We start from the raw sequence: 24034 nt of genomic DNA, 5'->3' as shown, positions 1-24034 counted from the left end.
CCCGCCGGGCTCAGGGGTTTTCCGGGTATCGCCGCGCGGTCGGCAGCCCGGCCCAGACCACCTTGCCGCCCTGCCACTGCCGGGTGCAGCCCCAGACGGCGGTCACGCGATCGACCAGATGCAATCCGTACGCGCCGGTGCGGCGCGGGTCGGCGGCGTGCAGCGTGGCCGGATAGGGATCGGCGTCGGTCACCGCGATGGTGAGGTCACGATCGCGCAGTTCCAGCCGCAGACCGATGTCGTCGTCGGAACGGGCGTGCAGGTAGGCGTTCTCGACCAGTTCGGTGGCCACCAGGCGGGCGGGGCCGATCATCCACGGCAGCCCCCAGTCGTCGCACACCTGATCCACGAAACGGCGAGCGCGGCGAGCGCAGTCGGCGGTGGGCGCGAGATCCAGCCCGGCGCGCCGCAGCGGGGTTTCGCCGTCGGCGTCGGGACGTAATTGCGGATCGCCGAGCGCCGACGCGGCCATCGCCCGATCGCTCAGCGCGATGGCGAACACGGCGAATTCGTGTGGGGGAACACAGACTTCGCGATGCGGTGCGGACAGCAGGCTGGCGCCTTCGCCCGCCACCGGCATCACCACCGCACCCTCACGGCCGACCGCTTGATGATCCAGCCAGTCGCGCATGTCGGGGGTGTCGATACTGGGCAGATAGCGGATCGCCTGCTCCCAGCCGAGACCCGGGCCGGCCGCGGACGCGACGATGACCGTTGTCCCCTCGATCCAGTTGCCGTCGATTCGCATCGCACCCGACCTCCACTCTCCGGTTCTCGGTGCCGGGTGCGACGTCGATGTGTCACCCTGGGTCTCGAAAGTATCGGTACCCATACAACGTACGACCGAATCGCGGTGCGGCAATGCCCGTCGAGGCGCTGGAGCTCACCACGCGCGAGCCCGAGCTCGCGCATCGGGTGCTCAATCAGCTGTACGCAACGGACCGACCGATCGTTTTCCTAAGCGACGGCGCTGCCTGCCACTTTCGACTGAGCGCCCGGACCGCCGGACCGGTCGGCTTGTCCGAGATCTGGTACACCATGCCCACCCGCGGCCACCTGCCGCCGAACGACTGGTTCATGGCCCTTACCACCCTCGACGGCCACGTCGAATTGGCCGCCGCCGGCGGCGAACTGCGGTTACGGCACGGTGATGTCGCGCGCTTCGACTGCGAGTCCGGCATGCGGGCGGATTGGGACGATGTCGGCGCCCTCCTTGTCAATATCCCTTTTCTGACCGTGGCGCGGGTCGCCGAAACCATCGGCGCCACCGACCCGCTCCGGTTCGACGGCATGTCCCCGGTTTCGGCCGTCATGGCGCGCCAGTGGCGCGATCTCACCCGGTTCGTGCACCGGCAACTACTGCTGGCCGACTCCCCGCTCGGCCACGCGCTGGTCCAAGCCCAGGTCGAGGAGATGGTCGCTCGGGCCGCCCTGGCCGTCTTCCCGAACTCCGCCATGACCGCCTCCTATCGCCCCGGCGCGGGCTGGATGGCCCCGGCGGCCCTGCGGCGCGCGCTGGCGTTCATCGAATCCCATGCGGCGCAACCGATCACCGTCGCCGATATCGCGGCGGCGGCCGGGACGAGCCCGCGCGCCGTGCAGCAGAACTTCCGCCGCCGGTTCGACACCACCCCCACGGCCTACCTGCGTTCGATACGCTTGGCCGCGGTCCATCGCGAACTCCGCCGGGCCGATCCGTCGAGTGGGATCGACATCTCCGAACTGGCCGGGCGGTGGGGATTCCCGCATTCCGGCCAGTTCGAGGCGTGGTATCGGCGGCGATTCGGGGAAAGCCCGGAGCAGACCTTGCACGGGGACTGATCGGCTGCGGGGCCACCGACCGAGAGGGATGTCCGGCATGCCGGTACGGAGCGAGTTCAGCACCACCGACCCGGAGCGCGCTCGCGAGTACATCACGACTTTGTTCGGCGACACCAGGATTCGCGTATCGGGCGATCCGGCGGCCTTCCGCTTCGAACTCGAACGCTGCGATATCGGGCCGGTGCGCTTCGACACCGTGCGCAATTCCCTCACCACCGGATACGAGAAGGAACCCATCGGATCACTGATGGTGTGCCGAATCCTGCGCCACACCATGGCATTCGACACCGGCGCGAGCTGCGAGCAATACGGTCCGGGCGAGGTGTTCCTGGCCGCGCATCCCCACCGCGCGCACCGCTCGACCCTGTACGGCACCCATGTGCAGGCGGTGGGCCTGGACGTGGCGCTGCTCCAGCAGGCGGCCGGGGACACCGGCAGCCCGGAGGGGCTGCTGGACCGGTTGCGGTACGGCCGACTGCCGCCCGCGGCCGCCCGATTCTGGCAGCACTCGGTGGACTATCTGACCGAATCCCTTGCCCTGGTCGATGATTCGGATGTCGGATCGCTGCTCGTCGGCAATGCCGGACAGCTGCTGGCCGCCGTGCTGCTCACCGCCTCCGGTGGCGGCCCCGCCGACGGCACCGGTGATCGCGCCGACGCCACCCGCACCACCGTGCGGCGGGCCACCGCGTTCATCGAGACCAATCCGGATCTGGATCTGGGCGTCGCCGATATCGCCCGCGCCAGCAATGTCAGCCCGCGCGCGGTCCAGCTGGCCTTCCGGCGGCATCTGGACACCACACCCATGCACTATCTGCGCCGGGTGCGCCTGGAGCGGGCGCGGGAGGAACTGCGAGCGGCGGCGCCCGGCGACCGGATCACCGTGACGGCCGTGGCAGCGCGCTGGGGGTATCTGCGCCCCAGCCGGTTCGCCGCCCACTACTTCGCGATCTACGGTGAGTATCCGGCGCAGACCCTGCGCGGCAGCTGAGCCCGGGACTTCGCTTTTCGTGCCGGTATCGTTCGTTCGCACCGCTAGCTCCGCCGCCCGCGATGCGATGGGATGGAGGGGCGTGAGGCATCCGTGTGCCCCGTTCTCCATACGCTTCCGGACGGCCGACGAGGTGGTGCCGTGATTCCTTTCCGCGAGCGTTCCGCACCGCCGAGACGGTCGTCCCGTGCGCCCGATTGAGCCGCTGTCGGTGCTCGTCCACCGCGCGGACATGCGCGCGAACGCCGTGTGCACGGGCGAGATCGACTGCGCTACCGCCGATCAGCTCTACATCGCGGTGATCGGCTTGCTCACCGATCACACCACCGAAATCGTGGAGATCGATCTGAGCGGGGTGACGTTCTTCGGCGCGGCCGGGCTGCGCGTGCTGGCCCGCCTCCAGGACGCGGCGCGCACGCATGCCAAGACGGTGCGCGTGGACCGCATCTCGCCTACGGTGCGGCGGGTCCTGGACCTCACCGGGCTCGAACATCTGCGCCGCACCCCGTTGCGACGCTGACCTTCGCTTTCGCGTACGAACCCGGCGCGTATTCGGGTAGTGAACTACTCGCGAGCGCGGTGCCGTGCGCACCTAGCGTGAGCCTCGGCGCCGAAGGTCTCGGTGCGGAGGGGAACGACATGATCGATATCATCACGCTGCGCGGCACCGGGGAGCAGCGCAATACCGACGGCACCCCGGCGGGGATGTTGCACGACGTCGCCAAACTGTTCGACACCGACAAATTCAGCTGTTTCGAGCCGGATTGGCCGGCCTCGATCGGACCGGTGCCGGAATTGTGGGGACCCTCGCTGATCACCTCGGTCAAGAAGGGCGTCGCGGCAGGGGTGCGCGCTATTCAGGATTCGCCGAATGTGTGTGGGCTGCTGAGTTATTCGCTCGGCGGCATCGTGGCGTCGCGGATTCTCGAAGGGGTGCGGACCGGGGAGTTCCGCAATACCGACGGCTCGCCGCTGGAGATCGCGTTCGTGGTGAATATCGCCAATCCGATGCGCCGCGCCGGGCAATCGGCCGGAAATCTCTGCGGGCCCGGCTTTTACGGTCTGCACGGGCAGCGCGGGAATTGGCCGATCGGGCTGGATGTGCGGGAATACGCGAATCCGAACGACATCATCACCGCCTCCCCCGCCGATTCGCCGCTGCGCGTCATCGACGCCGGCATTTCGCCGTTCGCGTTGCTGGAGGGCGCGCGCATCGGCGATTTCACCGGGCTGCTGTTCGACCAGCTGCTGCAATTCCTGATGCGGGATCCGGTGGCGAACATCGACCGCTACGCCGCGGCGGTGCGCGGGGTGCTCGGCTACCTCACCCCGTGGCCGGACGGTGAGCACGTGCGCTACTCCGGGCATCCCATGCCGGGCTCGGATCTGCTGTGGACCACCCACGCCGCCGAGTACCTGAATGCGAACTACTGACGTTTCGGGCACTCTGCACGAGCGGAACGATCATGTACCGACAATCGGCCGAATTGCGTTGAACCCGAATAATTCCTGATCACAGGTGCCTTAGAGTCCGTGGCCACCACCGCACGGTGGTTGTCACCCCGACTGAGGAACACCTATGCACAGTCGCATTTCCGGTCCCCGTCTCGTCTTCGCCGCGGCCGCCGCCGTCGTGCTCGCCCTGCCGGGCACGGCGCAGGCCGCGGGCCATATCGCGTTCTCCCCCAAGGTCGATTCGCCCTCCGGCGGATCGTTCCCGTCGTGGGGTCCCGGCCCCTCGCCCATCGGCACCGTCGGCGCGGACTTCACCGGCGACGGCATCACCGATATCGTGGCCGCCGACTTCGGCGGCGACGGCCCGATCATGATGGCGGGCAAGGGCAACGGCACCTTCGGTCCCGGTGCGCGGGTCGGCTCGGTCGGCAACGGTTACGGCGCGGTCGGCGCGGGCGATCTGAACGGCGACGGCAAGATCGACGTGGTGGCGCAGGCCTGGACCAGCATCGCGGTCTTCCTCAACAATGGCGACGGCACCTTCAAGGTGGGCCAGAAGTACACCACGCTCGAAGGCGCGCAGCAGGAGGTGATCGTCGCCGACGCCAATGGCGACGGCAAGGCCGATATGCTCAGCCTCATTCCCGCCGGCGTCAAGACCTGGCTGGGCAATGGGGACGGCACCTTCAAATCCGGTGATTCGGCCATCATTCCCGGTCCGGCGGCCTCGTTCACGGTCGGGAAGTTCAACGCCGACAACAAGATCGACATCGCGATCAACAACGATCTGCTGCAGCAGGTGCAGGTCTTCCTCGGCGACGGGGACGGCAGCTTCACCAAGAAGGGTTCCAGCACCAGCGGTCTCATCACCGAGGATGTGCGGGCCGGGGACTTCGACGGCGACGGCATCGACGATGTGATCACCGCCGACTCGTTCTCCTTCTCCACCACCGTGCTGGTCTCGGACGGCAACGGCGGCTTCAAGAAGACCAACCGGATCACCTTCTCAGGGCTGGGACCGACCAGTATCGCGGTGGCCGATTTCGACCGGGACGGCAAGCTCGACGCCGCCATGTCGGCGGTATTGGACTCGAAGATGGTGATCTTCACCGGCAACGGGGACGGCACTGTCGCCCGCACCGCCGATTACGCCGTCACCAACCAGCCGCAGACGCCGGTCCTGGCCGACTTCGATCGCGACGGCAAGATCGACATCGTGGTGGCCGGGGCCGCCAATGCGGTGTCCTTCCTGAAGAACGCCTCGTAGCCGGGCGATCGCGGAATGTCGTACCCCACCGCTAGCCTCGTGCGCATGGGACTGGCGGTGGGCACGCACGCGTACGCGTACAGCTTGATGAGCAATGACGATCCCGAGTATCTGGCGGATCTGCGCAACGAGCTCGAGGCGCTGAACGCGCTGCTGGCCTCGGAAGGACTACCGGCGCACCAGGAGCCGGAGACCTACGGTCCCGTGACCAGCCGCGAGGAGATCGGCAGCCTGCCATACAGTTTCGTGCACTATCTGCGCCGCGCGTACGCCCGCGCCGTGGAGAATCCCGGGGAGACGCTCGCGCCCGTCGCGGACGGCGAGGACCCCACCGGCGATCCCGCGGTCGAAGCGCTGACCTACATGTTCGAGTCGCATCTGATCTGTCACTCGGACTGCGAGGGCTATTACGTGCCGGTCGATTTCGACATGGTGCTGTACCCCGACGACGACATCATTCCCGGCGGCATGGTCGGGTCGACGCAGGGCCTGCTGCGCGAACTCATCTATGTGGCCCCGTATATCGGCATCACGATGATCGGCGCGGAGCTGGCCGAGACCGATCTGGCGGTACTGCGGGCGGACCACACCGACACCCATCCGTTCTATCGGGAACGCGAAACCTGGTTCCTGCTATACGAATCCGCGCGGGTGTCCCTCGGCAACAACACGCTGATCCACTTCGGCTGAACCCGCCCCGCCCGGATATCGGGTTCAATGGAGATCGTGGGGATTCTCGGGAACTTCGTACTGTCCAGCTCCAACCAGGCGACCCGGCGCGGGGTGTTCCTCGGCCGCCGGTCGACGAAAGTCCATGTGGCGCTGTATCGCTGGTCACGCGGCCGGTTGGGGGCGCGGCTGCCGGGCTGGCCGCGGGCGCGCATCCTGCTGCTGGATCACCTCGGCGCGAAGTCCGGCGTCCGGCGGACCTCGCCGGTCATGTTCCATCCGGACGGCGACGCGGTGGCCGTCGCGGCGTCCAAGGGCGGGCAGCCGGTGCACCCGGCGTGGTTCCACAATCTCCTCGCCCACCCGGACACCACGATTCAGATCGGCTCGCAGGTGCGCCCGGTGCGAGCGCGCCTCGCGGACGATGCCGAGCGGGCGCGGTTGTGGCCCGAGTTCGTGGCGCTGTTCCCGGGTTTCGACTCCTACCGGCGTCAGGCCGAGCAGCGCACCATACCCATCGTGCTGCTCGAGCCGCGCTGAATCAGCCCGGATGACATTCGTCGAGGATGGCGGTCACCTGTTCGGGGGTGAGGTAGTCGCCGGTGTCCTCGAAATCGCCGATGGTGTGCGGGGCGTCGTCGGCGAGGCCGATGCGGATGAAATCGTCGCCGGCCAGGGAATGCAGCAGCCAGTTGAATCCGGTGCGAGCGCGGGCGGCGAAGGTGCGCAGCGCCATGAGATGGTAACCGCGGGTGACGAATTGGGCCGGTGCGCCGCGTAGGCCGACGCCGAGGGGGCGGGCCAGGGCGTCGAAGCCGCCCAGGTCGACGACCATGCCGAGGTCCTTGTGCCGGTAGGGCGCGCGCGGGTTGCCGCGCAGGGTGGCGACGATATTGTCGGCGGCGTGGCGGCCCTGCCGGCTCGCGTGCTGGGCGGTCGGGGCGCAGAATTCGCCCGGGGCGGTGAGGTTCGGGACGGCCGCGGCATCACCGCAGGCCCACACGTCCTCGAGACCGGGCACGGTGAGATCGGCGTCGGTGACGATGCGGCCCTTGATGGTGGTCGCGCCGAGATGGTCGGCGAGCGGGCTGGCGGTGACGCCCGCGGTCCACAGCACGGTGCGGGTGGGGATGACCTGACCGGTGGTGAGCGTGACCGAACGCTCGGTCACCTCGGCGGCGGACGCGCCCGCCACCAGGTCGATGTCGCGGCGGGCGAGCATCTGCTTCGCGCGGGCGGCCAGCCGGTCGCCGAGTTCGGGCATGATGCGTCCGCTGTGCGTGACCAGATACCACTTCACCGCCGCCGGATCGACCCGCGGATAGTATTCGCGCGCGGCGGCTTTGGTGAGCCGGGCCAGCATCGCGGTCGTCTCGGTACCCGCGTAGCCCGCGCCCACCGTCACGAAGGTCAGCCGTTCCCGCTGCTCGGCCGGATCATCGCTGACGGCGGCCAGGTCCAGCTGGCGCAGCACGTGATCGCGCAGATAGGCCGCCTCGGCAAGGGTTTTCATGCCGAAGCCGTGTTGCGGCAGCCCCGGGACATCGATGATCCGGGTGATCGACCCCGGCGTGAGCACCAGCTGGTCGTACTCCAGCCCGCAATGCGTACCCGACGGCTGCCGCACCACGATGTGATTGCGCTTGGGATCGGCCCCGACGGCCAGCCCCGGCACGATCTCGGTGCGATGCAGCACCCGCCGCAGCGACACCACCACCGCGACCGAGGTCAGCACCCCCGACGCCACCTGCGGCAGCAACGGCAGGTACAGCTGGCCGTCACTGGGACCGACCAGGTGTATCTCCGCTTCTTCCGGCCGCAGCTTGCGCTCGAGCCGGCGGGCACATTCGACTCCGGCGAAACCACCGCCGACGATCACGATCCGTGCGGGCTTCACCTGCTCGACGGTAGTTCATCCCCGGACGGATCGGAGTCATCGCCGCGGTGCGAGCCGCCTCACCCGGCCGCGCTGAAAGCTCCGTCGACCAGCACCGGCACGGTTTTCCCGGCCCCGATCTCCAACGCGATGGCCACATCATCGGCGAATCCGATGGCGGCCAGCTCCCGCCCGGACGCACTCTCACGAATGAGCCCCGCGATATCGCCGATCCCGTCGTACCCGGCTTTCGCCGCCCGCGCTTCCGAGGACAGGCCATCGACCCCGAACTCCGTGAGCGCCGAGATCACCGCCCCCGCCCCCAGCCAATCCTCGACAGCCGGCCGCAACACCGACTCCCCCGGCCAGTGCTCCCCCGCCGCGATCACCGCGACCGGTCGCTCCGCACTCCCCCACCCCTGCCCCGCGATCCACCGCGCGACGGCCGCCGCATTGCGCAGGCTCGCCGCGATGACCGGAATCCCGCTGACGGCAGCGGAAATCGCCGACCCGTTCGGCGACGGCAACACCAACCGCTCCGGCACAGGCGCGCGCCGCAACGCCGCAGGCGACAGCGACCAGGGCTGCTCCTCCGACACCGCCCGCCGCCCCACCGCGAGCCGCGCACCATGCGCGGCCGCGAATTCCGCGGCATTGCCGTCCCGCCACGGATACGGCAGCACCCGGGTCCCGGCCTCCACCGCCACCGACACCGAGGTCGTGAACGACAGCACGTCCACCACCACAAGTGCCGCACACTCCGGCCCCAGTGCCCGGGCTCCGGTCAGCCCCCAATCGAACCGTACCCCGGCCCCGGCCTGCTTCGACCACTCCGGAAATTCCGACATTCCCCCACCTCCACCTGAGCACCGACGACGATCCGCCACTGTGCCACAGCGCAATCGGCGCCCGCGACGAAAACGATCACCCGGATCGCATTCCAACCCACCGGGCGGGCCACTGACGACGACCAGGGTCGGCAGGTCCGTCACCCGGCCGGTTATGGCCGGGCGGGGAAGACCGCGCAGGTGGTGGTGGCGTGGGCGTAGAGCTTGCCGTCGGCGATGCCGATCAGGTGGGCTTCGGCGGTGGCGATGGTGCGGCCGACGTGGATGGCCCGGCCGACGGCGCGCAGTTTGCCGGTGTCGGCGAGTACCGGGCGGAGCAGGTTCACGCTGAGTTGGGCTGTGGTGTAAGCGGTTCCGGCGGGCATGCGGGTCATGACGGCGGAGCCCAGAGCCGAGTCGAGCAGGGTGGCCATGTAGCCGCCGTGGACGGTGTTCATCGGGTTGTAGAACTGTTCGCCGGGCATGCCCTCGAAGGTGGCCTCGCCGGGTTCGGCCGCGACGAGTTCGAAGTCGAGGACGGCGGAGATGGGCGGCTGCGGGCGGCGGCCTTCGATGATGGCGCGCAGGAATTCGAGGCCGGTTTCGGTGGGGGCTTCAGTCACGTTCTCGAAGGTAGGGCGGATTCGCGCGGGCGGAGGTAGTAAATCCGGACCCGTAGCATCGAAGTATGAGCGGATACGGGCAGTTCTGTGCCATTGCACGCGCGCTGGAGGTGCTCGGGGAGCGGTGGTCGCTGCTCATCGTGCGCGAACTGCTCATGGGTGAGCGGCGGTTCAACGACATTCGCCGCGGCATCCCCCGCATCTCGAAATCCATGCTGTCGATCCGGCTCAAGGAACTGGAACGCGCGGGCGTGGTGGGCCGCGACGGGGACGGCTATCACCTGACCGCGGCGGGCGCGGGATTGATGCCGGTACTGCGCGAATTGGGCATGTGGGCGACCGAATGGGATCACCGCGGCCTGCTACCCGAGCACCTGGATCCGGATTCGCTGCTCTGGGACATTCGCCGCCGGGTGGTGCCCGAGCACCTCCCGGCCGAACCCACGCTGGTGGAATTGCGTTTCCCGGCAATGGATTCCAAGCCGTACTTCCTGCTCGCCCGCGCCCCGGAGGTCACGCTCTGCGATGAGGACGGCGGCCATCCCATCGCTTTGCGCGTCGAGGCCGACCTCGACGCGCTCACCCGCTATTGGCTGGGCGAAACCAGCTGGAGTCATCTGCTGCGCACCGAGGCCGTCACCCTGACCGGCCCCGCCGAACTGCGCCGCTCCTTCCCCGGCTGGTTCGCCGGCTATCTGCTCGCCGCGAGCTGACCCCGATCAGGGCGCGATGCGCGCTCCGACGTGCAGTTCCCGCAGCGCGGTGGTCACGAATTTGCCGACGATCTCCGGCTTTTCGAGCTGCACCAGATGCCCCGCACCCGGCACTTCGACCACCGACCGCAGATCCGCCACATTGGCACGCAGCGTGGCCAGCGGATCGCGACCGCTGAAACCTTCCATGTCCGGGTCGTTCTCGCCGTACAGGAAGAAGGCCGGCACCTCCACCTTGGCATCGGCGTAGGCGGCGGTCAGCTCCCAGTTGCGATCCAGATTGCGGTACCAGTTCAGCCCGCCGGTGAACCCGGTGCGCTCGAAATCCTGTGCCAGGGTGTCGAATTCGTCCTGCGACAGCCACGGCCACGGCAGTTCCGGGGCCTGCGGCAGCACATCGAGGTAGCCGAGCCCGGGCGGGTTCTTCCAGGTGTCGAGGTAGTGGTACTCCCCGGAGAGCGAGTAGTACACCCGCGCCAGGAACCCGCGCGTATCGGCGGCCAGTTCCGCATCGGCCACGCCCGGTTCCTGGAAGTAGGACAGGTGCAGGAAGTGCCGCTGCGCCGCCTTGGTCCAGAACTCCGAGGGCGCACGGGGCGGGCGCGGTGCGAACGGATTGTTCAGCACCACCACCCCGTCGACCCGTTCGGGCGCACGCAGCGACAGCTCCCACACCAGCTGCGCACCGAAATCGAGCCCGACGAACACCGCCTTGGGCGCGCCGATGTCGTCCAGCAGCGCCAGCAGATCCCCGATGACGGCCTCGTTGGTGTACGCCTCGACCTCTCCGGGCGCCTCGGTCCGCCCGTACCCGCGCAGGTCGGGGGCGATGGCCCGGTATCCCGCCGCGGCCACCTCGGCCATCTGGTGATGCCAGACGTACCAGGTGTGCGGGAACCCGTGGCAGAAGATGACCGGATAGCCCTGCCCCTGCTCCGCGACGTGCAGCCGGATGCCGTTGGCGTCCAGGAAGCGATGCGTCAATTCCACTACCGACTCCAATTTCTAGAACGTGTTCTCATTTAACGGTAGTGTCCGGAGGTTGTGAGCGAAATACCCAAGATTCTCGCCGGTCGTGTGGCGGTCGTGACCGGGGCCAGCCGGGGCATCGGCAAGGGCATCGCCCTGGAGCTGGGCGCGGCCGGGGCGACCGTGTACGTCACCGGGCGCACCACCGCGCCCGGCCGGCTGCCCGGCACCGTGCACGCCACCGCCGCCGAGATCGACGAACTGGGCGGGACCGGGATCGCGGTGGTCTGCGACCACAAGGACGATGCCGCCGTCGAGGCGCTGTTCGCGCGGGTGCGCGAGGAGCAGGGCCGCCTGGACGTGCTGGTCAACAATGTCTACAACTCGCCGAGCGCCGCGCGCTGGCTGGGCCGCAAGTTCTGGGAGGTCCCGGCCAAGGCGTGGGACGAGACCTTCGATATCGGGGTCCGATCGCATTACGTGGCAAGCGTTTTCGGTGCGCCGCTGCTGATCGAATCCGGCGGGCTGATCGTGAACGTGTCCTCCCCAGGGGCCGTGCGCCACATGCACAATGCCGTCTACGGGGTCGGCAAGACCGCGCTGGACCGGCTCACCGCCGACTTCGCGCACGATCTCGCCGAGACCGAGGCCACCGCGGTGTCGATCTGGCCCGGCATCGTGGATACCGAACTGCTGCAAATGGTTCCGGCCGACGCCGAGGGCCGCCGCCTGGTCACCCTGCCCGGCGAAGGCACCTTCGATCTCGCCACCGCCGAATCCCCGCGCTTCCCCGGCCGCGCCGTAGTGGCCCTCGCGGCCGACCCGAATCGCAAGGCGCGCACCGGAAAAGCCTGGAAGGTGGCCGACCTCGCCGAGGACTACGGCTTCACCGACCTCGACGGCCGCATTCCGCGCGCCGACTGAACGCAGACGAAAACCGTTCCCGCAGAACAGGAGTACAGCAGAACAATGCGACGCACATTCATCGTGGGTGTGAACATGACGCCGTTCGTCAAGATCGGTTCGCGCGAGTGGACCTACCCGCAGATGGTCGCCGAAGCCGTCAACGGGGCCCTGCAAGACGCCGGCGTGACCTACGACCAGGTGCAGCGCGCCGCCGTCGGCTACGTCTTCCAGCCGTCCGCGGCCGGGCAGCGCGCCCTCTACGACGTGGGCCTGACCGGCATTCCGATCGTGAACGTGAACAACAACTGCGCCACCGGCTCCACCGCGCTCATGTTCGCCCGCGAATGGGTCGCCGCCGGCATCGCCGATATCGCCCTCGCCGTCGGCTTCGAGCAGATGACCAAGGAGGCCATGGCGGGCCCGGCCACCAAGCCCAAGGTCACCACCGTCGACGCGCACCTGAAGGTCAACCGGGAACTGTTCGAGTTCTCGGCCGCGCCGATCACCACCCAGTTCTTCGGCAATGCCGCCATCGAGCACATGAAGCGCTACGGCACCACGCCCGAGCAGCTGGCGGCGGTCGCGGTCAAGAACCATCAGCATTCGACCCGGAATCCCCTCGCCCAGTTCCAGGACGCGTACACCCTCGAGCAGGTGCTCGGTGACAAGCCGGTGCACGGGCCGCTGACCCGCTCGCAGTGCTCCCCCATGTCCGACGGCGCGGCCGCGGCCGTGGTCGTGAGCGAGGAGTACGTGAAGGCGCACGGCCTCGAGGCGCAGGCCATCGAGATCCTGGCGCAGGAGCTGGCCACCGACGACGGCACCTCCTTCTCCACCGGCTCCATGATCGACGTGGTGGGCGCGCCCATGACCCGCGCGGCCGCCTCGAAGGTGTTCGCCACCGCGGGCGTCGGCATCGACGAGGTCGACGTGATCGAACTGCACGACTGCTTCTCGATCAACGAGCTCATCACCTACGAGGCGCTGGGCCTGTGCGGCGAGGGCGAATCCGGCGCACTGGTCGAATCCGGTGCCACCACCTACGGCGGCCGCTGGGTGGTCAACCCCTCCGGCGGGCTCATCTCCAAGGGCCATCCCCTGGGCGCGACCGGTCTCGCACAGGCCACCGAATTGTCCTGGCAGCTGCGCGGACTCGCGGGCGAACGCCAGGTCGAAGGCGCGCGCACCGCACTCGCGCACAATCTCGGACTGGGTGGCGCGGTCGCCGTCACCCTGTACCGCTCCGGCACGCTCTGATCACCTTTCGATCGCACGGAATGAGAACACCATGACCACAATCGATCCCGAGGTCCGGCTGCGGATGCCGGTGCACAACGGGCACAGCCTGCTGTCGGGGCTGCGGCGGCACAAGAACTCGCCGGTGCTGACCCTGGGCGACCACGTGCTCACCGGCGGTGACGTGCTGGACGGTATCGGCCGGTATATCGACGCCTTCGCCGAGCACGGCATCGTGACCGGTTCGCCGATCGGCGTGCTGGCGCTGAATCGGCCCGAGGTGCTGTTCACCATTGCCGCCGGGCAGGTGGCGGGGCATCGGCGGACAGCGCTGCATCCCATCGGCGGGCTCGACGATCACGCGTATGTGCTCTCCGACGCGGGCATCACCACGCTGGTGCTGGATCCGCTGCCGGCGTTCGTGCAGCGGGCGCGCGAGCTGGTGGATATGGTGCCGTCGCTGACCAAGGTGCTGGTGCTGGGTCCGGTGCCGGAGGCGCTCGCGGACGTGGGCGTGGATCTGCTCGCCACCGCCGACAAGTACGAGCCGCGGCCGGTGCAGGCGGCCGAGCTGCGGCCCGACGATGTCATTTCGATCAGCTACACCGGCGGGACCACCGGTAAGCCGAAGGGCGTGATCGGCACGGCGCAGGCCATGTCGACCATGACGCAGATCCAGCTCTCGGAATGGGAATGGCCGAAGCGGCCGAAATTCCTGATCTGCACGCCGCTTTCGCATGCGGGCGCGGCGTTCTTCGTGCCGACCGTGCTGCTGGGCGGGCAGTGCGTGGTGCTGCCGCGCTTCGACGCGGGCGAGGTGCTGAAGGCGATCGAGGAGCACAAGATCAGCGCCACCATGCTGGTGCCGTCCATGATCTACGCGCTGCTGGATCACCCCGATGCGAAGACCCGTGACCTGTCGTCGCTGGAGACCGTGTACTACGGCGCGTCCGCCATCGACCCGAATCGGTTGCAGGAGGCCATCGATCGCTTCGGGCCGATCTTCGCGCAGTACTTCGGGCAGTCCGAATCGCCCATGGCCATCAGCTACCTGGGCAAGGAGGAGCACGACAAGGAGCGGTTGACCTCCTGCGGGCGGCCCTCCAACATTCTGCGCGTGGCGCTGCTCGATCCCGAGGGCAACGAGGTCGCGCCGGGCGAGGTCGGCGAGATCTGCGTCTCCGGACCGCTGCTGGCCGCCGGTTACCTGAATCTGCCCGAGGTGACGGCGGATACGTTCAAGAACGGCTGGCTGTGGACCGGCGACCTGGCGCGGCAGGACGAGGACGGGTTCCTGTTCATCGTCGGCCGGTCCAAGGACATGGTCGTCACGGGCGGCTTCAACGTCTTCCCGCGTGAAGTGGAAGATGTTGTGTCCGAACACCCGAAGGTTCTCAATGTGGCCGTGGTCGGTGTCCCCGACGCGCACTGGGGTGAGGCCGTCACCGCCGTGCTGGTGCTGGACGCCGCCACCGCCGCGGACCCGGCGGCCGTCGAGACCGTGACCGCCGAGATTCAGGCGGCGGTCAAGCAGCGCAAGGGTTCCGTCCAGGTGCCCAAGCACGTGCTGGTCATCGACGAACTGCCGCTGACCGGTCTCGGCAAGCCGGACAAGAAGGCGGTGCGGGTGATCGCTCAGGAACGCCTGGGCCTGTAGGTCACGCCTGCTCGGTGCTCGGCGATCCGTACCGCATGGTGCGGATCAGCCGGGCGCCGCGCCGGACGCTCGCCACACCCGCCTCCACCACGGCGCGAGTCACGAAGTGCCCCACCGCGGTCGCCACGAACACCGCGCCGATCAACACCGGCGCCCATTCCCAGGTGAGCGCGAGCACCATCCGCTCGAGTGTCCCCCGCGGCTGCACCACCGGCTCCCAACTATTGAGCCGCACCCACCGCCCGAGGAAAACGCCCACCGCACAAAGCAAATGAATGCACAGATACACCGGCACCCGCCAAACCTCGAGCCCCATCCGCGCCAAGAATCTGCCGAGCTCCGCCAGCACCAGGTAATAGGCGACGAACCCACTGACAATGAACGCCGCATACACCGGCAGCACGGTACTCACCACCGGCCCATCCCCCACGGCCCGCACGTCATCCCGCAGATGCACCAGATCCGTCACCACATACGGGGCATTAGGCAAGAACAGCAACAGCAACCCCACCCCGCCCCACCAGAACGGCGAGATCGGCAACCGCCGATCATCCACCGACTTGGCCCGAAACACCAGCAACGCCAGGATCACCGGAATCCAAGCCAGCACCGTATTCCACACCATCCACAACAAATTGCGATGCAGCACCCCCGCGAGGCTCGGCGCCACCGCATTCACCAAGTCCATCAACCTATGATGCCCGCCCCTCAGCCCAAAAGCTCCCGAACTTCACGCGGCGTCCGAGGCCGATAGCCCGGCCCGGTCCCACAGCACCCGCCATAGAAGTCCATCCCCGCTTCGAGCACCGCCCCCAGCACCCGCCATCCGGTCTTGTCGACCTTCCGCGGAACTTCGAGATGCGGTCCGGCATCGATGAATTCGCCCAGACACTGCGGACACCGCTCCGGCCCCCGCCCGATCGAGGCCTTGAACGACACCCGGCACGGCAGACACACCAGATGGGTCCGGCTCGGATAAACGCACATGCGCGCAGAGTACGTTTCACCGCGCAACCGGGTCGAGCAGATTTCCGCCGGCGGTAGCCGCCATCGGTGGTGACCCAGATCATTGCCGCATTTGCGCGCAGTTCACCAAGATGAGTAGTTACCGTTCAGCTATTGAGGAGAGCGGATGTCTGCCACCGCCGCAGCCGCTCCACGAGAAAGGCCAGGCATGAAGCGCTTCGCAGCAGTACTGACAGCCACGCTCACCACCGCGTGTGCCGGCACCCTGATCGCCGCGGGCACCGCCCAGGCCGACGTCTGGCAGCCCGCCCCCGGTATCTCCATCCCGCTGCCCGATGGCGTCTTCACCGGCAGCGCCGGCGTCTCCCCCTCGACTCCTCCGCCCGGCCCCGCCCACGTCGAAGGCGAGCCCTGCGGCGATAACGGCGGCCACTGGGTCCACCTGGACGGCGGGAACGCAGCCCACTACGGCACCGAATGGCTGTGCCGCGTCGGCTGACCCCAGCCTCGATCCGCCGAAGTGGCCGCGCTGTCAACGATGGCTCGCGGCGACCTTCACCCCGAACCCGACCATGACGGTCCCGGTCACCAGATCCATCCCCCGCCGCACCGCATCCCGGCTCAGCCACGATTTCGCAAGTCCCACAACGCTGATGATCATCGCGAACCACACCATGCCCTCGACATTGTGCACAACCGCGAGCAGGCAACCCATCAGCAACGGCGGTGCCCCCTCCGGCAGGAACTGCGGCAGCATCGCCACATAGAAAACCCCCACCTTCGGATTGAGCAGATTGGTGCCCAGCCCCCGCACCCACGCCCCGAACACACTCCCTGGCGGGGACTCCTCCTCCACCGCCCCCGCGTCCATCCCACGCCGCCGCAACCCCGCCCGGATCATTCCGACCCCCATCCACACCAGATAGATCGCCCCCACGACCCGCAACACCGCATAACCCACCTCCGACGCCGTCACCAGCGTCGAAACCCCCGCAGCCGCAGCCGCACCCCACACCAGCGTCCCGCTCCCCACACCGATCGCAGTGGCGAAAGCGTAGCGACGCCCCCGGCTCACCGCGGCCCGCAACACCAGCGCGGTATCAACCCCGGGAACGACCGTCAGCAGAGCGGCCACCACGGCGAACGAGATCAGCGACTCCGGCAAGCCCATGTTCCCCCGCTATTCCCTTCTCCCCCAACACAAGTAGCCCGGGCGCCGCAATCGCGACGCCCGGGCTCATGTCTTACCCCGCGACTACTACGCGAACTTGATCTCGAGCCCGATACCGAGAATCGAGATCAACCAGATCACACCCAGGAAGATGGTGATGCGGTCCAGGTTCTTCTCCACGACGGTCGACCCCGACAGACTCGACTGCACGCCACCACCGAAGAGACTGGACAGACCCCCACCCTTGGCGCGGTGCAGCAGCACCAGCAGCACCAGCAACACGCTGGTGATGATCAGGAGGATATCCAGGAACATGCGCATGCCGGACAGTGTATGCGGTCGTCAGCGCAGTGATCGCATACACCCTGCCTGTGAGTCGACCACCCCCGAAGCACCCCGTGAAGCAGGTCACCCACCGTGCCGCCGCCCAGCCTGCTTCGCCGCGGACCGCTGCTGACCGTATGGACAGCACAGCTGCTCTCCCAGACGGGCGACAGATTCTTCGCCCTGGCAGTCATGTGGCTGGCGCTGGAGCGGTCAGGCCCGCCGGCGATGGGCGCGGTAGCTGTCGCCGAATCCATCCCTTACATCGTGATGGGCGCCTTCGGGCACAGGTTGCTCGGCCGCTGCCTGTCCTTCACCGCCCTGGCGAGCGTCGATGCCACCCGTGCGCTGCTGGTAGCCGGCCTCCCCTGGGCATGGGAAGGGGGGCGGAACCCCGGCCATGCTGGCGATGGTCACCTGCCTCGGCATACTCGGCGCCATCTTCGACCCGTGCCTCGGCAGCCTTGTCCCCGATCTCGTCATTCCCCGCGAACGACCGCAGGCCGTCGCTCTGATGGATCTGACCAGCCGCCTGGCCCGCATCGTCGGCCCCGGACTGGCCGGCCTGCTACTGCTGATAGCACCGATCACCACGTTGTTCCTGGCCGACGCCGCCACCTTCGCGGCATCCACGGTCGCCTTACTGTTTCTCGCACGGGAAACCCCCACTGGACAAACACAATTCGGCGGTACCGGGCTACGACCCCAGATCCGAACTTGGCGACTGCTGCGTGAATATCCCCACCTGTCAACCGCATTCGCAGTTCAAAGCGTCGGCTTCTTCCTCATGGCGCTGTCCGCCATCGGGCTCCCCCTGCTCCTGCTCCAGCGGTTGAATGCAGGCCCTGAAACCTACGGCTGGCTACTCACGTCCTGCGGAATCGCCTCCGTCCTAGGAAATCTCACCGCCCTGCACGTCACAGGCAGCCGATTCCCGGCCCGATTCTGCGCAGCCTGGGGCGCCACCGGCGTCCTGTACGTCGCGATCGGTTCCGCCCAAACCGTGCTCTGGATAACGTTGTTCGCCACCATGACCGGGTTTCTGAGCGCGATCACCGGTATCGCGATGGCGACCCATCTGACGTCATTCGAACCCCCGCTACGCCTACGCCTGCTCACCATCAACCACCTGGTCATGCGCGCCTCGGGAACCGCCGGAATGATCGTCATCCCAGCGCTGATCGCATCCGCACCGGCCGAAGGCTTCGTGCTGGGCGGAATCGCGATGACCCTGAGCGCCGCTACCGGCAGCATCGTGTCCGCTCGGATGACCGGTGAACCGCGGAGAAGAATGCCCTGAACTGGGGAAATTTTGGACGACGCCGGGGAACTCAACTCTGTTCCCAGCTATAGATCCAGGAACTTCCCCGCGTCGCGGCGACTACTTTAACAGGCTCGTTCACGGAAAGCCATTTGGTTTCATTCGAGGTGGGGCGTAGCGATGCTTCACGCTGCGTGCAGCAGATGTGTCTTGTTCGGGGCGTCGGCGGGCGGGAGGCTGGTCGGAGGTCTACTCGAAGTTGAAAGGGATGGGCATGCGGAAGATCATCGAATCGACGTTCGTAACCACCGATGGGGTTGTCGGCGAGCCGCACAAGTGGGGTGGGCCGTATTGGGATGCGGAGCATAGTGAGTACGCGTCGAGCTTGCTGTTCGCTTCCGATGCGTTGCTGCTGGGGCGGGAAACCTATTCCGGGTTCGCAGCGGTGTGGCCGACTCGGCCGGAGGAGGATCCATACACCGCACGGATCAACGCCATGCCCAAGTACGTGGCTTCACGCACGCTAGCTCAGGGCGATGCCACCTGGAATGCGACTGTCCTGCAAGGAGATGTCGCTGACGCGGTGCGGGCGCTGAAAGCGGAGGAAGGCGGTGACATTCTCAAGTTCGGCACCGGATCGCTGTCCCGCACGCTGCTCGAAGCGAAACTTGTTGACGAGTATCACTTCTGGATTTTCCCGACCATCGCGGGCTCCGGTGACCGCCTCTTCGACGGCTACGCCGAACTCACCCACCTGGAGTTGCTCGGGACGACGACCTTCAAATCCGGAATCGTCGTGCACCGGCTTGCCCCGCACTGACGGGGATCCACTCCCGTCGGATGTGTGCTGGCCCGGCAGGGTTCGAACCTGCGCTCTTCCGCTTAACAGGCGGACGCTCTGCCGACTGAGCTACGGGCCACGGGTGATCGGTGGGGCGATCACGGTCGATTCGGGAGGATTTGAACCTCCGGCCTCCGCCTTATCAGGGCGGCGCTCTTACCGCTGAGCTACGAATCGGGGCCCCGCAGGGGAATTGGCGTTGGCCGATTCCCCTGCGGGGTTTGGTGGCGGTGGTCGGATTCGAACCGACGACCTGTGGGTTATGAGCCCACCGGGGTTCCGAGCTCCCCTACACCGCTAGGCGTTTATTCATCCTGTACATAGACACCCTGTCGCGCTGAGCCTTTCGGCACGCATCGCAACGGCACCCCCTGCGGTAGCCCGTCGAGGTGCCACAGGCATCCGCGTCAGGGATACGCCGCTCGACTTTCATCGGCTCCTCAAGCTCCATACCGAGATACCCACGATGACCACCGCGCGCTGCGGTAACCCTGCGGTGACAGTTTGCGCACCGCACATCACACTTGGCAATCTCTTCCCAGAGCGCTTGGAGCGAGTACGTGCCGCTGATCATGCGGCTCACCCCCGCCCTCTTCGTTCCGCGCACATGGTCGAACTCGAGGACGACCGGATCCTTCTCGCCACAATCAATGCACGGGTGACCGAGTAGGTACTCATTTACAGCAATAGCTTTGCGATGGCGGTAGAAGCGTTGCCGGTCTGCGGTCAAAGCCATTCCACTCCTCCATCTTCCTACCGAACTTCGCTACACCGCTACAGCATATCGAGCTGCCTTCAGGACAGGTTACGGAAAGTCGAGGAGTCGAACCCCCGGGACTTGTTGCCCGCCTCCGGTTTTCAAGACCGGCTGGCCTCCGCAGGCCGGGACTTTCCTTGTTCGCTTGCTCTTCGAGCTTGCGGTACCAATACGTTCGCAGGTGCGGGGGTGGGGGTGCAACCGAATAACGGCGCGGACGGGCTCGGGCCGCCGGGAGGCGGTATGGCGGAAGTGGCCTTCCGGCGGGGCGCGGTGCGGCACCATCGAATTCCAGCGAGCAATCGGAGGCGGAGATGGTGGAGTCGGTCCTGGAGCTGATCATGGCGCAGCGGGAGGAGATGCGTAAGGGCGGGCCGGAGGCGGATCGGCTGGGGCGGCTCACGGATTCGGCGGTGGACATCATGAAGGGGGCGGGGTCGATCAAGATGTTGCAGCCCAGGGTGCACGGCGGGCTGGAGACGGGGGTGCGGGAGTTCGCGGAGACGGTGATGGCCACGGCGGCGTTGAATCCGCCGGCGGGGTGGGTGCACGGGGTGGTGGGCGTGCATCCCTGGCAGTTGGCGATGGCGGATCCGCGGGTGCAGGAGGAGGTGTGGGGTGAGGACGACGGGACGTGGGTGGCCTCGCCGTATATGCCGAACGGGCGGGCGATCCCGGTCGAGGGCGGGTATCGGATGAGCGGAAGGTGGGGGTTCTCCTCGGGCACCGACCATTGTCAGTGGGCTTTTCTGGGAGCGATGAAGTGTGATGCGAACGGGAATGTGAACGGCCCGCCCACCATGCTGCACGTGATCATTCCGCGCAGCGAGTACACGATCATCGAGGATTCATGGGATGTGGTGGGGCTCAAAGGCACCGGATCCAAGGATCTCGTCATCGAGGACACTTTCATTCCGGAATACCGCGTCATGGAATACGACCGGTTGATCGACGGCACTCAGGTCCGCGAGGCGGGGTTGTCGCAGACCCTTTACCGGATGCCCTGGTCGTGCATGTTCCCGCTGGGCATCACCGCCGCCACGATCGGTATCTGCGAGGGCATGCTCGCCGAAGCCGTCAACTATCAGCGCGAGCGGATCAATGCCCAGGGCACCGCGGTGCGCGACGACCCGTACACGATGTACGCCATGTCGGAAGCCGCCGCCCAAATCAATTCCGCGCGTGAAGGATTGATCACCAACGCCGAACAGATCTGGGATCTCGTCGACGCCGGAAAGGAAGTCTCGTTCGCCAGGCGCGCGCAGGGCCGGCGCAATCAGGTGAATGCCGCCTGGCAGGCCGTCCGCGCCATCGACGACATCTATCCCCGCTGCGGCGGCGCCGCACTACGCATGGACCGCCCGCTGCAACGCTATTGGCGCGACGCTCACGCGGGCCTGCATCACGCCATTCACAGCCCGGGCACCGTCTATCACGCCGCCGGATTGAGCGGCCTGGGTTTCCAGCCGGAGGGCCTACTCCGCGCGATGATCTGACCCACCCTGGGCCGCGTACACGGCCAGCATGTCCTCGACCAGCTTCAGCACCGAATCGTCGAGATCGGGCCGCTGATACACCCCGCGCACCACGGCTTCGCCGGAGAACAGGTGCAGTAACATAAAGAACAGCGATTCCCGGATCGAGGCGGGGAAGTTGGCGAGCACCCCGGTCCGCTCGAGCGTCACCCCGATCTCGCGGTAGTACGTCTCGGCGATCGGCGCGATGCGTTCGCGCAGCTCGGCGTCCGAGCGCGCCGCCAGGTAGATCTCCCGCAGCGCGTGGGTGAGGTTGGACTGCTGCGCCTGCCGCAGGAACCGCAGCGCCGTGTCCAGGGGATTGTCCTGCGCCCCAAGGTGTTCCATCGCCACCTGATACGCCGCCAGCTGCCGCGTGAACACCTCTTCGGCGGTCCGCACGATCAGATCCAGCCGGGTGTCGAACTGCCGGAACATGGCCCCGGCCGAGAGCCCGGCGCGTCCGCAGATCTCCTGCACGGTGGTGCGCTGATAGCCGACCTCGCCGATTGCGGCGGTCGTCGCATCGACCAGTTTGGCCACGGTCGCGGCCCTGCGCTCCTGCTGGGTGCGGCGAGGGCGGGGTTGTTCGCTCACGACCGAACATCCTGCCGTGCCGGGCGCGCACTACTCACATACGGCTCGACGTGACCGTTGACACATTCCATGCCCGCATTCTAGGGTCGGCCTCACAAAGTTAGGAAACAAACGCTCTCTATCTGAGATGGGGGCGGACGCTCGGCCGCACCGCGCGCGGCACAGAGGAGTTCGATATGACAACGGGGTCCACGGCATTCGCCCGGGCATGCCTGGCGGTGGCGGCGGGGGTCGCCGTCGCCGCCTGCCCGGCGATGGCGAATACCGCATCCGCACAACAGGTTCCGGTGCAGCCGGCCCTGCCGTTCCCGGTGCCGCCGGCGCCGCCGTATCTGGATCCCGGCTTCTATCAACCGGATCCGGCGCGGGTGGCCTCCGCACAGCCGGGTGAGATCCTGGCCGCCCGCCAGGTGAACCTGGCCAATTTCTGGTTGCTGCCGCTGAACGTGAACGCCTGGCAACTGTCGTTCCGCAGCACGAACACCCGCGGTGAGCCGATCGCGGCGGTCACCACCGTCATCGTCCCGCACCGCGCCGCACCGACCGGGCAGCGCGGACTGGTCTCGTTCCAGATGGCCGAGGACTCGCTCTCGATCAACTGCGCCGCCTCCTACGCCCTGCAGATGGGGTCGCTGCCCAATCCCCTGAACCCGGTCATGCAGGCCGAGTTCATCGAGGTCCAGGCCATGCTGCAGCTCGGTCACGCGGTCGTGGTCCCGGACCATCAGGGCCCGAACGCGGCCTACGCGGTGGGTCCGCTGGGCGGCCGCATCACCCTGGACGGCATTCGCGCCGCGGAGAACTTCGAGCCCGCCGCCCTGTCCGGTACCGACACCCGCGTCACCCTGTGGGGCTATTCCGGCGGTGCGATCCCGACCGCGCACGCCGCCGAACTCCAGCCGACCTACGCACCGGAACTGAATCTGGTCGGCAGCGCCACCGGCGGCCTGATGGCCGATATCCGCATGGCCATCGACTACAACAACGGCACGTCCGCGTTCGGCGGCGCGGTGATGGGCGGCCTGTTCGGCGTGGCGCGCGAGTACCCGCAGGTGAACGCCTTCATCGACCGCTATATGAACCCGCTCGGCAAGGCCACCCGCGCCGTGCACGAGAACCAGTGCGTAGCGCTGCAATTCGCGGCGTTCCCGTTCGTGAACATCAAGGGCCTGTTCGACTATCCGGGCGATCCCATGCTCTCACCGGAGGTGCAGCCGGTGCTGGACGAACTGAGCCTGGGTCATCGCGGTACGCCGACCGCACCGCTGTACATCTACGAAGCTCCGATGGATGAGGTGATGCCGGTCAACGCGGTCAACAACACCTACGACACCTATTGCAAGGATCCGTCGGCCCGCGTCTTCTACACCCGGGACCTGCTCAGCGAGCACGGCATCGCCGCCGTCTCGAATACCGCGAGCGCGGCGCTGTGGCTCAACGACCGGCTCAACGGCCTCGAGGTACCGACCGGTTGCCATAACCGCGATGTGTACAGCGGCATTCTCGACCCCGGCGCGCTGGGCGCTTTCGTGAACGCCATCGGCCAGACCCTCGCGTCTGCGCTGGGCATGCCGGTCTGACCCGTACGATCGG

The 24034-nt window shown here is 67.4% G+C and carries 25 protein-coding genes and 4 tRNA genes; 16 read left to right on the top strand and 13 right to left on the bottom strand.

Features of this window, described 5'->3' with window-relative positions:
- Positions 1 to 10: 10 nt before the first annotated feature.
- A complete protein-coding gene (locus LTV02_RS07500; RefSeq protein ID WP_233039267.1) occupies positions 11 to 748 on the bottom strand; it encodes an ATP-binding protein in 738 nt (245 codons plus the stop codon).
- 113 nt (positions 749 to 861) lie between these two features.
- On the opposite strand from LTV02_RS07500, the gene LTV02_RS07495 reads away from it, so the two are divergent.
- The 7 genes from LTV02_RS07495 (at position 862) to LTV02_RS07465 (ending at position 6743) form a co-directional block, all read left to right on the top strand.
- On the top strand, positions 862 to 1821 hold the full coding sequence (locus LTV02_RS07495) for an AraC family transcriptional regulator (protein WP_233039266.1): 960 nt from the start codon (positions 862 to 864) through the stop codon (positions 1819 to 1821).
- Between the two features lie 37 nt (positions 1822 to 1858).
- A complete protein-coding gene (locus LTV02_RS07490) occupies positions 1859 to 2812 on the top strand; it encodes a helix-turn-helix transcriptional regulator (RefSeq protein ID WP_233039265.1) in 954 nt (317 codons plus the stop codon).
- Between the two features lie 187 nt (positions 2813 to 2999).
- Complete coding sequence (locus LTV02_RS07485; RefSeq protein ID WP_233039264.1) at positions 3000 to 3332, top strand: STAS domain-containing protein; 333 nt, start codon at positions 3000 to 3002, stop codon at positions 3330 to 3332.
- A gap of 119 nt (positions 3333 to 3451) precedes the next feature.
- A complete protein-coding gene (locus LTV02_RS07480; RefSeq protein WP_233039263.1) occupies positions 3452 to 4246 on the top strand; it encodes a hypothetical protein in 795 nt (264 codons plus the stop codon).
- Between the two features lie 145 nt (positions 4247 to 4391).
- Positions 4392 to 5534, top strand: a complete 1143-nt coding sequence (locus tag LTV02_RS07475) for an FG-GAP repeat domain-containing protein (RefSeq protein ID WP_233039261.1) — start codon at positions 4392 to 4394, stop codon at positions 5532 to 5534.
- Positions 5535 to 5579: 45 nt separating this feature from the next.
- Entirely contained in the window at positions 5580 to 6224 is a 645-nt protein-coding gene (locus tag LTV02_RS07470; RefSeq protein ID WP_233039259.1) for a hypothetical protein, read from the top strand.
- Positions 6225 to 6260: 36 nt separating this feature from the next.
- Positions 6261 to 6743: a nitroreductase family deazaflavin-dependent oxidoreductase gene (locus LTV02_RS07465; RefSeq protein WP_233039257.1), complete on the top strand. Its 483-nt coding sequence runs from the start codon at positions 6261 to 6263 to the stop codon at positions 6741 to 6743.
- 1 nt (position 6744) lies between these two features.
- Here the strand turns inward: LTV02_RS07465 and LTV02_RS07460 are convergent, their stop codons facing one another.
- From LTV02_RS07460 to LTV02_RS07450, 3 genes are all read right to left on the bottom strand, one after another.
- Complete coding sequence (locus LTV02_RS07460; protein ID WP_233039256.1) at positions 6745 to 8100, bottom strand: NAD(P)/FAD-dependent oxidoreductase; 1356 nt, start codon at positions 8098 to 8100, stop codon at positions 6745 to 6747.
- Positions 8101 to 8159: 59 nt separating this feature from the next.
- A complete protein-coding gene (locus tag LTV02_RS07455; protein WP_233039254.1) occupies positions 8160 to 8927 on the bottom strand; it encodes a 2-phosphosulfolactate phosphatase in 768 nt (255 codons plus the stop codon).
- A gap of 152 nt (positions 8928 to 9079) precedes the next feature.
- Positions 9080 to 9529 (bottom strand): PaaI family thioesterase, encoded by a 450-nt coding sequence (locus tag LTV02_RS07450; protein ID WP_233039252.1) that lies wholly within the window; start codon positions 9527 to 9529, stop codon positions 9080 to 9082.
- A gap of 65 nt (positions 9530 to 9594) precedes the next feature.
- Between LTV02_RS07450 and LTV02_RS07445 the strand changes: the two genes are divergently transcribed.
- Positions 9595 to 10242 (top strand): winged helix-turn-helix transcriptional regulator, encoded by a 648-nt coding sequence (locus tag LTV02_RS07445; protein ID WP_233039250.1) that lies wholly within the window; start codon positions 9595 to 9597, stop codon positions 10240 to 10242.
- Positions 10243 to 10248: 6 nt separating this feature from the next.
- Here the strand turns inward: LTV02_RS07445 and LTV02_RS07440 are convergent, their stop codons facing one another.
- On the bottom strand, positions 10249 to 11232 hold the full coding sequence (locus LTV02_RS07440) for an alpha/beta fold hydrolase (protein ID WP_233039247.1): 984 nt from the start codon (positions 11230 to 11232) through the stop codon (positions 10249 to 10251).
- 54 nt (positions 11233 to 11286) lie between these two features.
- On the opposite strand from LTV02_RS07440, the gene LTV02_RS07435 reads away from it, so the two are divergent.
- Genes LTV02_RS07435 through fadD8 form a run of 3 tightly spaced genes read left to right on the top strand, consistent with a single transcriptional unit; the run spans position 11287 to position 15010 of the window.
- Positions 11287 to 12135 carry an SDR family NAD(P)-dependent oxidoreductase gene (locus LTV02_RS07435; protein ID WP_233039244.1) on the top strand — a complete coding sequence of 283 codons (849 nt, stop codon included), beginning with the start codon at positions 11287 to 11289 and terminating at the stop codon, positions 12133 to 12135.
- A 45-nt stretch (positions 12136 to 12180) separates the two neighbouring features.
- On the top strand, positions 12181 to 13374 hold the full coding sequence (locus tag LTV02_RS07430) for a thiolase C-terminal domain-containing protein (protein WP_067713059.1): 1194 nt from the start codon (positions 12181 to 12183) through the stop codon (positions 13372 to 13374).
- Between the two features lie 31 nt (positions 13375 to 13405).
- The gene (gene fadD8, locus LTV02_RS07425; RefSeq protein WP_233039243.1) at positions 13406 to 15010 is read left to right on the top strand and encodes a fatty-acid--CoA ligase FadD8; all 1605 of its coding nucleotides are present in this window, start codon (positions 13406 to 13408) and stop codon (positions 15008 to 15010) included.
- 1 nt (position 15011) lies between these two features.
- Here the strand turns inward: fadD8 and LTV02_RS07420 are convergent, their stop codons facing one another.
- Positions 15012 to 15698 (bottom strand): DUF1361 domain-containing protein, encoded by a 687-nt coding sequence (locus tag LTV02_RS07420; protein WP_233039242.1) that lies wholly within the window; start codon positions 15696 to 15698, stop codon positions 15012 to 15014.
- Between the two features lie 486 nt (positions 15699 to 16184).
- Here LTV02_RS07420 and LTV02_RS07415 point away from each other — a divergent pair, with 486 nt between their 5' ends.
- Positions 16185 to 16475: a hypothetical protein gene (locus tag LTV02_RS07415; RefSeq protein ID WP_233039241.1), complete on the top strand. Its 291-nt coding sequence runs from the start codon at positions 16185 to 16187 to the stop codon at positions 16473 to 16475.
- Positions 16476 to 16508: 33 nt separating this feature from the next.
- Here LTV02_RS07415 and LTV02_RS07410 read toward each other — a convergent pair whose 3' ends face one another.
- Positions 16509 to 17147: a LysE family translocator gene (locus LTV02_RS07410; protein WP_233039238.1), complete on the bottom strand. Its 639-nt coding sequence runs from the start codon at positions 17145 to 17147 to the stop codon at positions 16509 to 16511.
- 87 nt (positions 17148 to 17234) lie between these two features.
- Positions 17235 to 17468: a preprotein translocase subunit SecG gene (gene secG / locus LTV02_RS07405; protein WP_067713072.1), complete on the bottom strand. Its 234-nt coding sequence runs from the start codon at positions 17466 to 17468 to the stop codon at positions 17235 to 17237.
- Between the two features lie 403 nt (positions 17469 to 17871).
- Here secG and LTV02_RS07400 point away from each other — a divergent pair, with 403 nt between their 5' ends.
- Complete coding sequence (locus LTV02_RS07400; protein ID WP_233039236.1) at positions 17872 to 18771, top strand: MFS transporter; 900 nt, start codon at positions 17872 to 17874, stop codon at positions 18769 to 18771.
- A 235-nt stretch (positions 18772 to 19006) separates the two neighbouring features.
- Positions 19007 to 19552 carry a dihydrofolate reductase family protein gene (locus LTV02_RS07395; protein ID WP_233039234.1) on the top strand — a complete coding sequence of 182 codons (546 nt, stop codon included), beginning with the start codon at positions 19007 to 19009 and terminating at the stop codon, positions 19550 to 19552.
- Between the two features lie 27 nt (positions 19553 to 19579).
- On the opposite strand, the gene LTV02_RS07390 is transcribed toward LTV02_RS07395, so the two are convergent.
- From LTV02_RS07390 to LTV02_RS07375, 4 genes are all read right to left on the bottom strand, one after another.
- A tRNA-Asn gene (locus LTV02_RS07390) sits at positions 19580 to 19652 on the bottom strand.
- 25 nt (positions 19653 to 19677) lie between these two features.
- Positions 19678 to 19750: transfer RNA gene (locus tag LTV02_RS07385), tRNA-Ile, on the bottom strand.
- Positions 19751 to 19795: 45 nt separating this feature from the next.
- Positions 19796 to 19872 (bottom strand) — tRNA-Met (locus LTV02_RS07380).
- Positions 19873 to 20381: 509 nt separating this feature from the next.
- Positions 20382 to 20467, bottom strand: a tRNA-Ser gene (locus LTV02_RS07375).
- 177 nt (positions 20468 to 20644) lie between these two features.
- Here LTV02_RS07375 and LTV02_RS07370 point away from each other — a divergent pair.
- Positions 20645 to 21826, top strand: coding sequence for an acyl-CoA dehydrogenase family protein (locus LTV02_RS07370; RefSeq protein ID WP_233039226.1), 1182 nt, complete (start codon positions 20645 to 20647; stop codon positions 21824 to 21826).
- Here the strand turns inward: LTV02_RS07370 and LTV02_RS07365 are convergent.
- Positions 21806 to 22441, bottom strand: coding sequence for a TetR/AcrR family transcriptional regulator (locus LTV02_RS07365; RefSeq protein WP_233039224.1), 636 nt, complete (start codon positions 22439 to 22441; stop codon positions 21806 to 21808). The genes LTV02_RS07370 and LTV02_RS07365 overlap by 21 nt on opposite strands.
- A gap of 176 nt (positions 22442 to 22617) precedes the next feature.
- Here LTV02_RS07365 and LTV02_RS07360 point away from each other — a divergent pair, with 176 nt between their 5' ends.
- Complete coding sequence (locus LTV02_RS07360) at positions 22618 to 24021, top strand: lipase family protein (protein WP_233039223.1); 1404 nt, start codon at positions 22618 to 22620, stop codon at positions 24019 to 24021.
- Positions 24022 to 24034: the final 13 nt, after the last annotated feature.

The sequence above is a fragment of the Nocardia yamanashiensis genome (assembly GCF_021183565.1).
Lineage (GTDB): Bacteria > Actinomycetota > Actinomycetes > Mycobacteriales > Mycobacteriaceae > Nocardia > Nocardia yamanashiensis.
The sequence above is the reverse complement of the archived record's forward strand: the minus strand, read 5'-3'. Positions and strand labels throughout refer to the sequence as shown.

Coding starts and splice junctions, on each gene's coding strand:
- LTV02_RS07470 (WP_233039259.1), top strand. CDS start 5,580: ATGGGACTGGCGGTGGGCACGCACGCGTACGCGTACAGCTTGATGAGC.
- LTV02_RS07400 (WP_233039236.1), top strand. CDS start 17,872: ATGCTGGCGATGGTCACCTGCCTCGGCATACTCGGCGCCATCTTCGAC.
- LTV02_RS07430 (WP_067713059.1), top strand. CDS start 12,181: ATGCGACGCACATTCATCGTGGGTGTGAACATGACGCCGTTCGTCAAG.
- LTV02_RS07475 (WP_233039261.1), top strand. CDS start 4,392: ATGCACAGTCGCATTTCCGGTCCCCGTCTCGTCTTCGCCGCGGCCGCC.
- LTV02_RS07445 (WP_233039250.1), top strand. CDS start 9,595: ATGAGCGGATACGGGCAGTTCTGTGCCATTGCACGCGCGCTGGAGGTG.
- LTV02_RS07455 (WP_233039254.1), bottom strand. CDS start 8,927: ATGTCGGAATTTCCGGAGTGGTCGAAGCAGGCCGGGGCCGGGGTACGG.
- LTV02_RS07410 (WP_233039238.1), bottom strand. CDS start 17,147: ATGGGCTTGCCGGAGTCGCTGATCTCGTTCGCCGTGGTGGCCGCTCTG.
- LTV02_RS07480 (WP_233039263.1), top strand. CDS start 3,452: ATGATCGATATCATCACGCTGCGCGGCACCGGGGAGCAGCGCAATACC.
- LTV02_RS07420 (WP_233039242.1), bottom strand. CDS start 15,698: ATGGACTTGGTGAATGCGGTGGCGCCGAGCCTCGCGGGGGTGCTGCAT.
- LTV02_RS07500 (WP_233039267.1), bottom strand. CDS start 748: ATGCGAATCGACGGCAACTGGATCGAGGGGACAACGGTCATCGTCGCG.
- LTV02_RS07370 (WP_233039226.1), top strand. CDS start 20,645: ATGGTGGAGTCGGTCCTGGAGCTGATCATGGCGCAGCGGGAGGAGATG.
- fadD8 (WP_233039243.1), top strand. CDS start 13,406: ATGACCACAATCGATCCCGAGGTCCGGCTGCGGATGCCGGTGCACAAC.
- LTV02_RS07360 (WP_233039223.1), top strand. CDS start 22,618: ATGACAACGGGGTCCACGGCATTCGCCCGGGCATGCCTGGCGGTGGCG.
- LTV02_RS07395 (WP_233039234.1), top strand. CDS start 19,007: ATGCGGAAGATCATCGAATCGACGTTCGTAACCACCGATGGGGTTGTC.
- LTV02_RS07415 (WP_233039241.1), top strand. CDS start 16,185: ATGAAGCGCTTCGCAGCAGTACTGACAGCCACGCTCACCACCGCGTGT.
- secG (WP_067713072.1), bottom strand. CDS start 17,468: ATGCGCATGTTCCTGGATATCCTCCTGATCATCACCAGCGTGTTGCTG.
- LTV02_RS07495 (WP_233039266.1), top strand. CDS start 862: ATGCCCGTCGAGGCGCTGGAGCTCACCACGCGCGAGCCCGAGCTCGCG.
- LTV02_RS07490 (WP_233039265.1), top strand. CDS start 1,859: ATGCCGGTACGGAGCGAGTTCAGCACCACCGACCCGGAGCGCGCTCGC.